This window comes from Azotobacter salinestris, from assembly GCF_009363155.1.
Taxonomy (GTDB): Bacteria; Pseudomonadota; Gammaproteobacteria; order Pseudomonadales; family Pseudomonadaceae; genus Azotobacter; species Azotobacter salinestris.
Genome location: NZ_CP045302.1, coordinates 3373288 through 3387236, shown reverse-complemented (window position 1 = coordinate 3387236; position 13949 = coordinate 3373288). Strand labels below are relative to the sequence as shown.

Genomic DNA, 13949 nt, shown 5'->3' with positions numbered 1-13949 from the left:
AGCGCACTCTCGCCAAGGCAAGAGCTAGAGAAGCGTGCCAACCTTTCTCCCTGGCAGGTGCAGCGAGCCACACACCCGCTTCAGGGTTGCCTCATAGGCGATTTGATTATATTTTAGGCAGTTACTGTAACCTAAACACCCTCTGCCATGACTCAAAAAGACACCAAAGCCCCGCTCTACCCCAAAAGCCATATCTTGGCTGCCAGTGGTGTAGCAGCGCTGCTAAGCCTGGCCCTGCTGGTGTTTCCGTCACGCGAGGTCGAGGCGAAGAAGCCCTTCATCCATCCGGAGATAGAGGGTGTCTCAACCCAAATCGAAAAAACAGACGACCAAAAGCCAGAGCCGCTGCCCATCAATGAGCAAGTGGAACCGCCTTTTGTCGTGCTCGAAGACTCCACCGATAGCCAACCCGGTTCTGTGGAGCAACCGGTGCAGCAGACAGAAGGCAACGCCCCCGCCATCGTGGCCGTCACTCCTTCCGCACCCGCAGCGCCCCCCAAAAAAGTAGTGGCCGCAGGCAGGGGCGATACCCTCTCAACCGTTTTCGCCAAGGCGGGAATACCCGCCTCCACCCTGCAGGAAATCCTCGCCAGCAACAAGGCGGTGGCCAAACACTTGGGCCGCATCAAGACCGGGCAAAAATTTGAATTCAGCTTTTCCGCCAATGGCGAGTTGCAGACCCTGCACACCAGGCTGGGCAAACTGGAAAGTGTTGAAGTTAGCAAATCGGCCCAAGGGTTTTCCGCCAAGCATGAGATCACCAAGCCTGAGGCTCGGACCGTCTACGCCCGCGGCGTGATCGACAACTCCCTGTTCAATGCAGCCAAGAAGGCCGGCCTAAACCATGGTCTGACCCTAGCCCTGTCGAAAATCTTTGCCTATGACATCGACTTCGCTCAAGACATTCGCCGTGGCGATGAGTTCGAGGTGATCTACGAAGAAAAACGTCTTGGCAGCAAGCGACTGCCTCAGGGCAACATTCTTGCCGCCCGCTTCACCAATAAGGGCAAGACCTATACAGCCGTGCGCTACACCAACAAGCAGGGTGTGACCAATTACTACACGGCTGACGGCAACAGCATGCGCAAGGCCTTTATCCGCACTCCCGTGGACTTTGCCCGCATCAGCTCGCGCTTTTCCAACGGCCGTCGCCATCCGATTCTCAACAAGATCCGCGCCCACAAGGGTGTGGATTACGCCGCACCGCGCGGCACGCCGATCCGCGCGACCGGCGATGGAAAGGTTACGCTCGCCGGCCGCAAGGGTGGCTACGGCAATACCGTGATCATTCAGCACGGCAACCGCCAGCAGACCCTGTACGCGCACATGCAGGGCTTCGCCAAAGGAATCCGTACGGGCGGTACCGTGAAGCAGGGGCAGATCATCGGCTACATCGGAACCACCGGCCTATCGACCGGCCCCCATCTGCACTACGAGTTCCAGATCAATGGCACGCATGTCGATCCCCTGTCGCAGAAATTGACGATGGCCGATCCGATCAGCCGGAGCGAAAAGCAGCGCTTCCTGCAGCAGACCCAACCGCTGACGGCACGGATGAACAAGGAAAAGGCCACGATGCTGGCCATGGACAAGCGCTGACATGGCGCTTTATCTGGGGGTGATGTCGGGCACCAGCCTGGACGGGATCGACATCGCCCTTGTCGAGCAGGAGGGCGCCACCACCAGCCTGCTCGACACTCACTATGTGCCCATGCCAGCGGAGCTCCGCACCGAGCTGCTATCCCTCTGCTCTCCCGGCCCCGACGAACTGGTGCGGGCGGCCCTTGTCGAGCAGCGCTGGGTGCACCTGACCGCCCAGGGCATCGACAACCTGCTCAAGCAGCAGCGCATCGAGCCGGCCCGAATTCGCGCCATCGGCAGTCACGGACAAACCGTCCGCCACCACCCCACCCAAGGCGTCACCATCCAGATCGGCAATCCAGCCTTGCTGGCCGAATGCACCGGCATCAGCGTCGTCAGCGACTTTCGCCGGCGCGATCTGGCCGCTGGCGGCCAAGGGGCTCCGCTGGTGCCCGCCTTCCACCAGGCGCTATTCGCAGCCGACAACCGCCACCGCGCCATTCTCAATATCGGCGGCTTCAGCAATCTGACCCTGATTGAACCAGGAAGGCCGGTCTGCGGCTTCGACTGCGGCCCCGGCAACGTTCTTCTGGATGCCTGGATCCAGCACCAGCAAGGTGTCGAGTTCGATCGCGATGGCGCCTGGGCGGCCGGCGGCGCGGTACAGTCGCCTTTGCTGCAGACCTTGCTTGGCGACCCCTTCTTTCTGACCCAGGGCCCGAAAAGCACAGGCCGAGAGCTGTTCAACATGGACTGGCTGGCCCGGCACCTGGCCAAACTGCCGGCCATGACGCCGGTAGACATCCAGGCCACGCTGCTCGAGCTCACCGCCACCAGCATCGTCGGTGCCCTGCGGGGAGCGCAGGCCAGGACGGACGAGCTGCTTGTCTGCGGCGGTGGAGCCCACAATCGGACACTCATGAGACGGCTGGCCGAGCTGCTGCCAACCGCCAGGGTAGCCAGCACCGAGGCCTACGGGGTTCCTCCGGACTGGATCGAAGCCATGGCCTTCGCCTGGCTGGCACATTGCTGCCTGGAGGGCATTCCTGCCAACCGGCCGAGCGTGACCGGTGCACGAGGACCGCGGATCCTCGGGGCAATCTATCCGGCCTGATTCCCGCGGCGACAGGCAGACAAACAAAAACGCCACCTCAAGGGTGGCGTTTCTACTGGGTGCAGTTTCAGACCGAGAAGGACTGGCCACAACCACAGGTGGTCGCGGCATTCGGGTTCTTGATCACGAAGCGCGAGCCCTCCAGCCCCTCCTGATAATCGACCTCGGCCCCAGCCAGATACTGGAAACTCATGGGGTCGACGACCAGGCTGACGCCTTCACGCTCGACAATGGTGTCATCCTCGGCGACATCCTCATCGAAGGTGAAGCCGTACTGGAAGCCCGAGCATCCCCCGCCCGTGACAAAAACACGGAGCTTCAGCCGCGGGTTGCCTTCCTCGCTGATCAGGGTCTTCACCTTGGTTGCGGCCCCCTGCGTAAAGAGCAGCGGAGTCGGGGTGAAGGTTTCAACGGTCATGCTGGTGACTCCCCGGCGCCATGCGCCCTGACTTTGATTGAAAACGAATTATCCACCCGCCCGGAAAACCCGGTCAACAGAGGCTCCATCGAGCCCTGCCGGGCCGGCCTCCTCCCGGGAACAGGCCGTCGGCAAGCAGCCTTAGCGCTCAAGGCAGCAAGGCCGCATGGGCCAGACCGAGCCGCTCATCCAGACCGAAGAGGATGTTCATGTTCTGGACGGCCTGACCGGAGGCGCCCTTGACCAGATTGTCGATTACCGACAGCACCACCACCAGATCGCCGCCCTGCGGCCGGTGCACGGCGATGCGGCAAACGTTGGCACCCCGCACGCTGCGGGTTTCCGGATGGCTGCCGGCCGGCATGACATCGACGAAAGGCTCATTGGCATAACGCTTCTCGTAGAGCGCCTGCAGATCCACGGAACGGTCGGCGACGGTCGCATACAAGGTGGCGTGAATGCCACGGATCATCGGCGTCAAATGCGGCACGAAGGTCAGTCCGACTGCTTCCCCGGCCGCGCGACGCAGGCCCTGGCTGATTTCCGGCAAGTGACGATGCCCCTTCACCGAGTAGGCCATCATGCTCTCGCCGGCCTCGCAGAACAGCGAGCCGACCTTGGCCCCGCGGCCGGCACCGCTGACCCCGGACTTACAGTCGGCGATCAGCCGTGCGTTGTCGGCCAGGCCGGCTTCCAGCAGCGGCAGGAAGCCCAGCTGAGTCGCCGTCGGATAGCAGCCGGGGACGGCGATCAGACGCGCGGTGCGAATCTGCTCGCGATTCACCTCCGGCAGGCCATAGATCGCCTCCGGCAGCAGCTGCGGAGCGCCATGCGGCTGACCGTACCAGCGAGCCCACTCTTCGGCATCCTGCAGACGGAAGTCGGCGGACAGGTCGATCACCCGAGTGCCGGCCGCCAGCAACTCGCCGGCCAGGGCATGGGCGACACCATGTGGCGTGGCGAAGAACACCACATCGCAGCCGCCCAGAACGGCGCTGTCCGGCACACTGAAGGCCAGTTCGTCGTAATGGCCGCGCAGGTTCGGGTACATATCGGCAACCTTCACCCCCGCCTCCGAGCGCGAGGTGATCACCGCCACCTCCGCCTGAGGATGCTGCGCCAGCAGACGCAGCAGTTCGACCCCGGTATAGCCCGTGCCGCCAACGATACCGACCTTGACCATAACCCGCCCTCGCATCAAGCCACTGAAAGGGTGCCGATGATAAAGCCCCGGCCTGCACCCGGCCAACCGCCCGGATGACGTGCATCACCAGCAGCCACTAGTATTCCGGCTTTATCGCTATCGGGAGAACCCCATGCTCTACCTCTGGCTGAAAGCCCTGCACATCATCGCCGTCGTCTGCTGGTTCGCCGGACTCTTCTATCTGCCGCGCCTGTTCGTCTACCACGCCATGAGCGAAGACCTGACCAGCCGCGAGCGCTTCTGCGTCATGGAACGCAAGCTCTACCGGGGCATCATGAACCCCTCGCTGATCGCCACCCTGCTGCTCGGCATAGGGCTCATCGCGCTGAACCCGGGCTATTACTTCAGCCAGGGCTGGATGCACGCGAAACTCACCGCCGTCCTTCTGCTGATCGGCTACCACCATGTCTGCGGCCTCCAGCTCAAGCGCTTCGCCAATGGCGAGACGCCGCACGGTCATGTGTTCTTCCGCTGGTTCAACGAGATCCCTGTGGTCTTCCTGCTGGCCATCGTGATCCTGGTCGTGGTGCGCCCGTTCTAACTGGCCATGGCGAGAACTACCTCGCCGCCAGGACCGCTCCACACCGCCCACTGGCTGCTGTGGAGCGACCCCGTTAAACTCGGAAGACTTCACAACAGGCAGGGAGACCGTCCGTGGACTGTCTATTTTGCAAAATCGCGGCCGGGGAGATCCCTGCGCGCAAGCTCTATGAGGACGACCTGGTCGTCGCCTTCCATGACATCGGCCCCCAGGCGCCGGTGCATTTTCTGGTCATCCCGAAGCGACACGTTCCCACCCTCAACGACCTGAGCGAAGAGGACAGGCTGCTGGCCGGACATATGCTCTTCACCGCCCAGCGCCTCGCCAGGGAGCAGGGTTGCGAGGAAGGCTTCCGCGTGGTGATGAACTGCAACGAGCAGGGCGGACAAACCGTCTACCACATCCACATGCATGTGCTCGGCCAGCGCCAGATGCACTGGCCCCCGGGCTGAACGGCCCGGTGCCTCCCCCACGCGCAACCCTGGCCGGGCAGACTGCCCGGCATGAATTCTCTGGAGGTTCCATGGCCAACGAACGCCATTATTCGCCCACTGATCGCCTGCTGCTACAGGCCGATGCAGCGCTGCGCACCCTGCTGCCCTTCAACGGCAAGCCCTATCGCCCCTCTCCGGCACAGGGCGAACCGGAAACCCAGCTCGATGCCGGCAAGGCCCGCCATGTCGCCGGCCTGATGCGCATCAACCACACCGGCGAGGTCTGCGCCCAGGCGCTCTACCAGGGCCAGGCGCTGACGGCCAGGCTGCCGCAGGTGCGCAGCGCCATGGAACAGGCCGCCAATGAGGAGGTCGATCACCTGGCCTGGTGCGAACAGCGTATCCGCGAGCTGGACAGCCGGACGAGCCTGCTCAATCCGTTGTTCTACGGACTGTCCTTCGGTATCGGTGCCACTGCCGGGCTGATCAGCGACAGGATCAGCCTGGGCTTCGTCGCAGCGACCGAGGACCAGGTCTGCAAGCACCTGGATGACCACCTGGGTCAGTTGCCGGAGGAAGACCGGAAATCCCGCGCCATCCTCGAGCAGATGCGCATTGACGAGCGGCAACACGCCGCAACCGCCCTCGAGGCCGGCGGCCTGCGCTTTCCGGCGCCGGTCAAGTTTGGCATGTCCCTGCTGTCCAAGGTGATGACCAAGACCACCTACCGGATCTGACGCCACAGGGTATCGAGCAAGACGAAGGGCGCCGCGGCGCCCTTCGTGCTTTCAGATCGAGGATTGCCGCCTGTCGGCGCCTCAGTGCGGCATGTTGCGCGCGTAGAAGATTTCCAGCATCTCGTGGCGCAGACGCTCCTCCACCTGCTTGCGCTGCTCGGCGGACAGGTTGCGGGTGGCATCGCCGAACAGGTAGTTGTCCAGATCGAAGTCCTTGAGCAGCATCTTGGTGTGGAACATATTCTCCTGATACACGTTCACATCGGTCATCTGGTAGGCCGCACGGGTATCCGCGGAGAGGTATTTCTGGATCGAGTTGATCTCGTGATCGATGAAGTGCTTGCGCCCTTCCACGTCGCGGGTGAAGCCGCGCACCCGGTAGTCCACGGTGACGATGTCCGAATCGAACTGGTGGATCAGGTAGTTGAGCGCCTTCAGCGGCGAGATCACCCCGCAGGTGGACACGTCGATATCCACCCGGAAGGTAGCCAGGCCATCGACCGGATGGATTTCCGGATAGGTGTGAACGGTGATGTGGCTCTTGTCCAGGTGCGCCAGGATGGTTTCCGGCAGCGGCCCGGGTGACTCCTCGATCTGGCTCTCGGTCGGCTCGACCGGCTGCTCGGAGATCAGGATGGTCACGCTGGCACCCTGCGGATCATAGTCCTGACGGGCAATGTTCAGCACGTTGGCGCCGATAATGTCGACAACATCGGTGAGAATCTGCGTCAGCCGCTGGGCATCGTACTCTTCGTCGATGTACCGGATATAGGCCTGCTGGTCTTCCGGCGTCTCGGCGTAGCAAATGTCGTAGATGTTGAAGCTCAAGGTCTTGGTCAGGTTGTTGAACCCGTGGAGCTTGAGTTTGCTTTTCACCGTATGGAAACTCTCAGTCGATGCGGCCCCGCCGCGTGATTGGGCATGCCCGTCAGATGCGCGGGAGGCATCTGCGTAGGACGGTTAACACCTCTTCGCGTTGGCGATTATGGTTGTGCTGTCGGGGATCCGAGGCCCCTGAAAATGGGGGCGAATTATGCAGAGCCGCGCGGCGCGGCGCCAGTGTCCGCGCAGCGCTCACGATGTCCGGGAGGCTTCAGCCGAGTTCGACGATTTCGTAATCGTGGCTGATCTCCACCCCGGCGCGGCCCAGCATGATGGAGGCGGAACAATATTTCTCTGCCGACAGCTCCACGGCCCGCTTGACCTGCGCCTCCTTCAGTCCCCGCCCCTTGACCACGAAATGCAGGTGGATTTTGGTGAATACCTTGGGGTCCTCGCCGGCCCGCTCGGCTTCCAGGAAGGCCTCGCAGTTCTCCACCGCCTGCCGCGACTTCTTCAGGATGCTCACCACATCGAAGCTGGAGCAACCGCCCAGGCCGAGCAGCACCATTTCCATCGGCCGGATGCCGAGATTGCGCCCGCCATTCTCCGGCGGGCCGTCCATGACGACCGCATGACCGCTGCCGGACTCGCCGATGAACATGGCTTCACCGGCCCATTGAATGCGCGCTTTCATCATGAAACTCCTTGCTGAAAATGCCGCGGATTCTAGCACAGCGTCCCCAGCCCACCGCCCGTCGCCAGAGGGACTGGTAAAGAGAGAGGAGATGATTGCTCCATCACAAATCGGAGCCGGCGTGTCCCGTGCCTCTGTTAAGCTGACGCCAGTTTGCTGGCACACTTACAGCACAAGTAGAAAAACGCCAGATGACAAGGACACCAATTTTCATTCCAAGGGGAATCCAGCGTGGTCGCTCTCACCCTTCTTCCACCCAAGATCAACAACCACGACAAACTGCTCGCCCATTGCCATCGGCGCCGCTACACGGCCAAGAGCACCATCATTTATGCGGGTGACCGGTGCGAGAGCCTGTTCTTCATCATCAAGGGTTCGGTCACCATCCTCATCGAAGATGACGACGGGCGCGAGATGATCATCGCCTACCTGAACGCCGGGGACTTCTTCGGAGAAATGGGCCTGTTCGACAAGGAAGGCAGCGAAAAGGAGCGCAGCGCCTGGGTCCGCGCCAAGACCGAATGCGAAGTGGCGGAAATCAGCTATGCGAAGTTCCGCGAACTGGCCCAGCAGGATCCGGAAATCCTCTACGCCCTCGGTCGGCAGATGGCCGACCGCCTGCGCAACACCACCCGCAAGGTCGGCGACCTGGCTTTCCTCGACGTCACGGGACGGGTGGCGCGCACCCTGCTCGATCTGTGCAAGCAGCCCGACGCCATGACCCATCCCGACGGCATGCAGATCAAGATCACCCGCCAGGAAATCGGCCGCATCGTCGGCTGCTCGCGGGAAATGGTCGGCCGCGTGCTGAAGAGCCTGGAGGAACAGGGGCTGGTCCACGTCAAGGGCAAGACCATGGTGGTCTTCGGCACCCGCTGACGGCCTTTCCCCGGCCCGGCGCGCAACACGCCGGGCCGCGCCTCCTCAGCCCGGGAAGAACAGCCGGCGCAGCTCGGCGCCCGGCTTCTCCGCCCGCATGAACGCCTCGCCGACGAGGAAGGCATACACGCCGCTGACCTCCATCAGCTCGACATCGGCGCGGTTGAGAATGCCGCTCTCGGTGACCACCAGACGGTCCCGCGGCACCTTCGGCAGCAGGTCGAGGGTGGTTTCCAGGCTCACCTCGAAGGTATGCAGGTTGCGGTTGTTGATGCCGATCAGCGGCGTCTCCAATTGCAGTGCCCGCTCCAGCTCGGCGCCGTCATGCACCTCCACCAGCACGTCGAGACCGACATCCCTGGCGGTGGCGGCCAGCTCCAGCATCTGCGCATCGCCCAGCGCGGCGACGATCAGCAGCACGCAATCGGCACCCAGCGCGCGGGCCTCGACCACCTGATAGGGGTCGATGAGGAAGTCCTTGCGGATCACCGGCAGGCCGCAGGCCGCGCGGGCCTCCTGCAGATAGGCGTCGCTGCCCTGGAAGAAGTCCACGTCGGTCAGCACCGACAGACAGGTCGCTCCGCCGTCCTCATAGCTCCTGGCGATCTCCGCGGGGGCGAAGTGCTCGCGCAACACGCCCTTGCTCGGCGAGGCCTTCTTGACTTCGGCGATCACCGCCGGCTGCTTGCGCCCGACCTGCGCCTGCAGGGCCGCGGCGAAGCCGCGCGGGGTACTGGCGGAGCGGGCCAGCGCCTCGACCTCGGCCAGCGGGACACGGGCGCTGCGCTCGGCGACTTCCTCGACCTTGCGCGCGATGATCTTTTCCAGAACGGTGGGCAGGCTCACGCTTGATTCTCCTGACGAAAGACGGCGGTGATGGATACCAGCTCTTCCAGCTTGTCGCGTGCCAGCCCGGTGTGCAGGGCGTCGTGGGCCAGCGCCACACCCTCCTTCAGGGTGCCGGCCCGGTCGGAGGCATAGAGCGCGGCGCCGGCGTTGAGCACGATCATCTCGGCGGCCTTCTGACCGTTCTCGGTCTTGCGCCGGCCGAGGGCATCGCGAATCAGCGTCAGCGACTCCTGCGGCCCCTCCACATCGAGGCCGATCAGGCTCTGGCTCCTGATGCCGAAATCTTCCGGCTGGACGAGGTATTCGTCGATCTGGCCGTTGCGCAGCTCGGCGATGTGGGTCGGCGCGGCCAGGCTGATCTCGTCCAGACCGTCCTGGGCATGCACCACCAGTACATGCAGACTGCCCAGACGGGCCATCACCTCCGCCAGCGGCCGGCACAGCGCCTGGCTGAACACGCCGAGCACCTGATGCTTCACGCCGGCCGGATTGGTCATCGGACCCAACATGTTGAACAGCGTGCGCAGGCCGAGTTCACGGCGCGGGCCGATGGCGTGCTTCATCGCCCCGTGGTGGGCGGGCGCGAACATGAAGCCGACGCCGACCGACTCGACGCAGCGCGCCACCTGCTCGGGGCTCAGCTCCAGGTAGACTCCGGCGGCCTCCAGCAGATCGGCGCTGCCGCTCTTGCCGGAGACCGCGCGGTTGCCGTGCTTGGCCACCCGGCCGCCGGCCGCGGCGACGACGAAGGCCGCGGCGGTGGAGACGTTGAAGATGTTCATGCCGTCGCCGCCGGTGCCGCAGGTGTCGACCAGGTGTGCGGCGTCGATCCGCACCGGCGCGGCCAGCTCGCGCATGACCAGTGCAGCGCCGACGATCTCGTCGATGCTCTCGCTCTTCATGCGCATTCCCATCAGGAAGGCGCCGATCTGCGCGTCGCTGCACTGGCCGGTCATGATCTGGCGCATCACGTCCTGCATTTCCGCCGTGCTCAGGTCGAGACGCTCGGCCACCCGCGCCAGGGCTTGCTTGATGTCCATCAGCGCACGCCTCCGTTCTGCTTCAGGAAATTGGCGAACAGCTCGTGGCCCTGCTCGGTGAGGATGGACTCGGGATGGAACTGCACGCCCTCGATGTTCAGGGTCTTGTGGCGCAGGCCCATGATCTCGTCCACGGCGCCGTCCTCGAACTGCGTCCAGGCGGTGATCTCCAGGCACTCAGGCAGGGTTTCGCGCCTGACCACCAGCGAATGGTAGCGGGTCACCGTGAGCGGATTGTTGAGGCCGGCGAACACCCCCTGGTCCCGGTGGAACACCGGGCTGGTCTTGCCGTGCATGGCCACCCGCGCGCGCACCACATCGCCGCCGAAGGCCTGGCCGATGCTCTGGTGCCCCAGGCAGACGCCGAGGATCGGCAGCTTGCCGGCGAAATGGCGGATCGCCTCCAGCGACACCCCCGCCTCGCTGGGCGTGCAGGGGCCGGGCGAGATCACCAGCCGTTCCGGGCCCAAGGCCTCGATCTCGGCGATGCTCAGCTCGTCGTTGCGGATCACCTTGACCTCGGCTCCCAGCTCGCTGAGATAGTGGACGACGTTGTAGGTGAAGGAGTCGTAGTTATCGATCATCAGCAGCATGGTAGGCGTAACCCCTTGATTCACTGCGTCGGATGAAAGGCCCCGGTCCGCTGTTCCGTCAGGGAGGGCTCGTCTGCGAGCCGGGAACGGGGTGGCAAGGAAGCGTCCGGCCAGGCCGGAAAGGAAAGGGATCAGGCGCGCCAGCGCCAACGGGCGTGGGCCTTGACGACTCGCATCAGAAGGGTGCTGCTGGATGTCACGGAAATGTCTCGTCTTGCTGTCGGGGCACAGTAGCCCAGGCCCGACCGGCCTGCAACCGGACTATACCAGAGCGCGCGGCCCGGCAGCGCCGGTGCGGAGCGGGCGCGGTATGATCGCGCCCGTTTTCCACACCTGCACAGGCAACCCGATGACCCCATACAAGACACTGGCGGCAGCCCTGATCGCCCTGGCCGGCAACACGCCCGCAGCCTTCGCCGACTCGTACGGCCAGGGTCGCCACGAGGCCGAGAAACACCATCAGGAAATGCACCGGGAGTACCGAAAAGCCGAGATGGAGGCTCAGCGGGAACACCGCAAGCATGCCGGGGAAATGCATCGGGAGCAGCACAAGCACGCCGAAGAAATGCACCGGGAACGGCACAAGCATGCCGGGGAGCACTGGCGGGAAGATCACTGAAACCGGGACGACAGCTCACCGACATGATGAAGACATCCTTCGGGCTTTCCGGCCTGCGGACGGCCCTGCTGCTCTGCGCGCTCGGCTCGGCCCTGCCCGCCAATGCGGCCACGCAGGAGAATCAGGCCGTGGTCTCCCTGCTGAAAAGCGCCATCGAGGAGTTCAGCGCCGGCCGCCCCGACCAGGCCGCCTCCGCCCTGGAACGGGCCCTGCGCATCGAGCCGAACAACGCCATCCTCTGGCACTACCTGGGACAGACCCGCCTGCACCAGGGCCACCATCAGGAAGCCGAGTCCCTGGCCGCCAAGTCCAACACCCTGATCGGCGACAACGACGCCCTGCGCGTGCGCAACGTCTGGCTGATCGCGGCGGCCCGGCAGGCCGCCGGCCAGCAACGCAATTCGCCGGTCAGCGACGGCCAGCCAGCGGCCCTGCAGCAGCGGCTCGACGAAGAAACCGAGCGACGCCGGCAAGCCGAAAGCGAGATCGCCGCCCTGCGCGAACGGCTGGAGCAGGTGCAGGCGCGCTGCACGGCATCCAGCCAAGCCCCGCTGCCCTCCGCCGCGACCGGACAGAACCGCGGGGAAGCCCGCCTGCAGTGGTCCCGGCCCGATGAGCAGCAAGCCGCCCTCGGCCCGGTCGATGGCCAGAACGCCTCGCAGGTCCCGGCCAGCCACTGGCCGCCGCCGGGGCAGTGCCGCATCTGGTTTCCCGACCGTCCGCCGGGCCACCAGCCGCCGCCGGGCGACTGCCGGACGCTGAAGCGCGAGCTTCCCGCCGGGGCCTGGCTGGTCGGTTCCTGACGCCTAGGGTCTGTTGATGCTTTGCCGTAGGCCGCGACGGCGGCCCGCGCCTTGCCGAACGCGGCCCGGCCTGGTGTCATTTGACGCGGCAACGCGGCTCACGCCAAAACGTCAACAGACCCTAGCCCTTGACGCACACCACAGGCCGCAGCCGCGCCACCCGCACTGCCAACCCTGCCTGCTCGGCCGCCTCGACCACTGCGCCGACGTCCTTGTAGGCCAGCGGCGCCTCCTCGGCCACGCCGCGCAGGCTCGGGCTGCGGATCAGGATGCCGCGGGAGGCCAGCTCGTCCACCACCGAGCGGCCCTGCCAGCGGCGCAGCGCCTCGTGGCGGCTCATGGCGCGGCCGGCGCCGTGGCAGGCCGAGGCGAAGGCGCGCTCCCCGGTGCCCGCTGAGCCGGCGAGAACCCAGGAGAAGGTACCCATGCTGCCGCCGATCAGCACCGGCTGGCCGACCTGGCGGTACTCCGCCGGCAGCTCGGCGTGCCCGGCGGCGAAGGCGCGGGTCGCCCCCTTGCGGTGGACGAACAGCCGCCGGTGCTGTCCGCCGAGGACATGGCGCTCCTCCTTGCAGGTGTTGTGCGACACGTCGTAGAGCAGCGGCAGATGGATGCCGGGGAACACCTCGGCGAAGGCCTGCCGGGTCAGGTGGGTGAGGATCTGCCGGTTGGCCAGCGCGCAGTTGATCGCCGCGCGCATGGCGCCGAGGTAACGCTGGCCGAGCTCGGACTTCAGCGGCGCGCAGGCCAGCTCGCGGTCCGGCAGGGCGATGCCGGCCTGGGACGCGGCGATCACCATGGCGCGCAGGTAGTCGGTGCCGATCTGGTGGCCCATGCCCCGCGAGCCGCAGTGGATGGTCGCCAGCACGTCGCCCTCGGCCAGGCCATAGGCCCGGGCCGCCCGGACATCGAACAATTCGTCGACCACCTGCACCTCCAGATAGTGGTTGCCCGAGCCGAGGGTGCCCATCTCGTCGCGCTGGCGCTTCTTCGCCTGCTCCGAGACGGCGGAAGGATCGGCGCCGGCCATGCAGCCGGACTCCTCGATGCGCGCCAGATCCGCCTCGCCGCCGAAGCCCTCCTCGACCGCCCACTTCGCGCCGCCGCGCAGCATGGCGTTCATCTCCCGGGCCGACAGGCGCAGCGCCCCGGTGCTGCCGAGCCCGGCCGGAATGTGCCGGTAGAGCACATCGGCCAGGCGCGGCTTGGCCGCCTCCACGTCGGCCAGCGTGAGCCCGGTATGCAGGCTGCGCACCCCGCAGGAGATGTCGAAGCCCACTCCGCCGGCCGACACCACCCCGCCCTCCTCGGCATCGAAGGCCGCCACCCCGCCGATCGGGAAGCCATAGCCCCAGTGCGCATCGGGCATGGCGTAGGCGGCCTCGACGATGCCCGGCAGGCTGGCGACGTTGGCGATCTGTTCGCCGACCTTGTCGTCCATCGCCTCGACGAGTTCTTGCGAGGCGAAGATCACCCCCGGCACACGCATCGCCCCACGGGCCGGCAGTTCCCATTCGAAGGGACCGCGCTGGCGGAATTGCGAGAGGTTCATGGCGCTCTCCTGCAGATAGCGATCTGCCTGACTATAGGCGAGCGTCCGGGATGCGGCCGGACCGGTCAT

General features: G+C 65.2%; 16 protein-coding genes. 8 read left to right on the top strand and 8 right to left on the bottom strand.

Features of this window, described 5'->3' with window-relative positions; all coding sequences use genetic code 11:
- The first annotated feature begins 147 nt into the window (after positions 1 to 147).
- Together GCU53_RS15720 and GCU53_RS15715 are read left to right on the top strand one after the other, a co-directional pair.
- Entirely contained in the window at positions 148 to 1599 is a 1452-nt protein-coding gene (locus GCU53_RS15720; protein ID WP_152388448.1) for a peptidoglycan DD-metalloendopeptidase family protein, read from the top strand.
- 1 nt (position 1600) lies between these two features.
- Positions 1601 to 2695: an anhydro-N-acetylmuramic acid kinase gene (locus tag GCU53_RS15715; protein ID WP_152388447.1), complete on the top strand. Its 1095-nt coding sequence runs from the start codon at positions 1601 to 1603 to the stop codon at positions 2693 to 2695.
- 67 nt (positions 2696 to 2762) lie between these two features.
- On the opposite strand, the gene erpA is transcribed toward GCU53_RS15715, so the two are convergent.
- Together erpA and argC are read right to left on the bottom strand one after the other, a co-directional pair.
- Positions 2763 to 3113, bottom strand: a complete 351-nt coding sequence (gene erpA, locus GCU53_RS15710; protein ID WP_152388446.1) for an iron-sulfur cluster insertion protein ErpA — start codon at positions 3111 to 3113, stop codon at positions 2763 to 2765.
- Between the two features lie 148 nt (positions 3114 to 3261).
- Positions 3262 to 4296 carry an N-acetyl-gamma-glutamyl-phosphate reductase gene (gene argC / locus GCU53_RS15705; protein ID WP_152388445.1) on the bottom strand — a complete coding sequence of 345 codons (1035 nt, stop codon included), beginning with the start codon at positions 4294 to 4296 and terminating at the stop codon, positions 3262 to 3264.
- Between the two features lie 133 nt (positions 4297 to 4429).
- On the opposite strand from argC, the gene hemJ reads away from it, so the two are divergent.
- The 3 genes from hemJ (at position 4430) to coq7 (ending at position 6029) form a co-directional block, all read left to right on the top strand.
- Positions 4430 to 4858 (top strand): protoporphyrinogen oxidase HemJ, encoded by a 429-nt coding sequence (hemJ, locus tag GCU53_RS15700; RefSeq protein ID WP_152388444.1) that lies wholly within the window; start codon positions 4430 to 4432, stop codon positions 4856 to 4858.
- Between the two features lie 113 nt (positions 4859 to 4971).
- A complete protein-coding gene (locus tag GCU53_RS15695; protein ID WP_152388443.1) occupies positions 4972 to 5310 on the top strand; it encodes a histidine triad nucleotide-binding protein in 339 nt (112 codons plus the stop codon).
- Positions 5311 to 5381: 71 nt separating this feature from the next.
- Positions 5382 to 6029 (top strand): 2-polyprenyl-3-methyl-6-methoxy-1,4-benzoquinone monooxygenase, encoded by a 648-nt coding sequence (gene coq7, locus GCU53_RS15690; RefSeq protein WP_152388442.1) that lies wholly within the window; start codon positions 5382 to 5384, stop codon positions 6027 to 6029.
- Positions 6030 to 6110: 81 nt separating this feature from the next.
- Here the strand turns inward: coq7 and speD are convergent, their stop codons facing one another.
- Both speD and GCU53_RS15680 read right to left on the bottom strand, forming a co-directional pair.
- Complete coding sequence (gene speD / locus GCU53_RS15685) at positions 6111 to 6905, bottom strand: adenosylmethionine decarboxylase (RefSeq protein WP_152388441.1); 795 nt, start codon at positions 6903 to 6905, stop codon at positions 6111 to 6113.
- Between the two features lie 217 nt (positions 6906 to 7122).
- Complete coding sequence (locus GCU53_RS15680; protein ID WP_152388440.1) at positions 7123 to 7545, bottom strand: OsmC family protein; 423 nt, start codon at positions 7543 to 7545, stop codon at positions 7123 to 7125.
- Between the two features lie 231 nt (positions 7546 to 7776).
- Here GCU53_RS15680 and crp point away from each other — a divergent pair, with 231 nt between their 5' ends.
- The gene (gene crp / locus GCU53_RS15675; RefSeq protein WP_152388439.1) at positions 7777 to 8424 is read left to right on the top strand and encodes a cAMP-activated global transcriptional regulator CRP; all 648 of its coding nucleotides are present in this window, start codon (positions 7777 to 7779) and stop codon (positions 8422 to 8424) included.
- Between the two features lie 45 nt (positions 8425 to 8469).
- On the opposite strand, the gene trpC is transcribed toward crp, so the two are convergent.
- Genes trpC through GCU53_RS15660 form a run of 3 tightly spaced genes read right to left on the bottom strand, consistent with a single transcriptional unit; the run spans position 8470 to position 10906 of the window.
- Positions 8470 to 9270, bottom strand: a complete 801-nt coding sequence (gene trpC / locus GCU53_RS15670; RefSeq protein ID WP_152388438.1) for an indole-3-glycerol phosphate synthase TrpC — start codon at positions 9268 to 9270, stop codon at positions 8470 to 8472.
- A complete protein-coding gene (gene trpD, locus GCU53_RS15665; RefSeq protein WP_152388437.1) occupies positions 9267 to 10313 on the bottom strand; it encodes an anthranilate phosphoribosyltransferase in 1047 nt (348 codons plus the stop codon). The genes trpC and trpD overlap by 4 nt, the downstream gene beginning before the upstream one ends.
- Positions 10313 to 10906 carry an aminodeoxychorismate/anthranilate synthase component II gene (locus GCU53_RS15660; RefSeq protein WP_152388436.1) on the bottom strand — a complete coding sequence of 198 codons (594 nt, stop codon included), beginning with the start codon at positions 10904 to 10906 and terminating at the stop codon, positions 10313 to 10315. Before GCU53_RS15660 ends, trpD begins: the two co-directional genes overlap by 1 nt.
- A gap of 310 nt (positions 10907 to 11216) precedes the next feature.
- On the opposite strand from GCU53_RS15660, the gene GCU53_RS15655 reads away from it, so the two are divergent.
- Both GCU53_RS15655 and GCU53_RS15650 read left to right on the top strand, forming a co-directional pair.
- Positions 11217 to 11525, top strand: coding sequence for a hypothetical protein (locus tag GCU53_RS15655; protein WP_152388435.1), 309 nt, complete (start codon positions 11217 to 11219; stop codon positions 11523 to 11525).
- A 23-nt stretch (positions 11526 to 11548) separates the two neighbouring features.
- Positions 11549 to 12328, top strand: a complete 780-nt coding sequence (locus GCU53_RS15650; RefSeq protein ID WP_152388434.1) for a tetratricopeptide repeat protein — start codon at positions 11549 to 11551, stop codon at positions 12326 to 12328.
- Between the two features lie 121 nt (positions 12329 to 12449).
- Here GCU53_RS15650 and GCU53_RS15645 read toward each other — a convergent pair whose 3' ends face one another.
- Positions 12450 to 13880 (bottom strand): RtcB family protein, encoded by a 1431-nt coding sequence (locus GCU53_RS15645; protein ID WP_152388433.1) that lies wholly within the window; start codon positions 13878 to 13880, stop codon positions 12450 to 12452.
- Positions 13881 to 13949 lie beyond the last annotated feature (69 nt).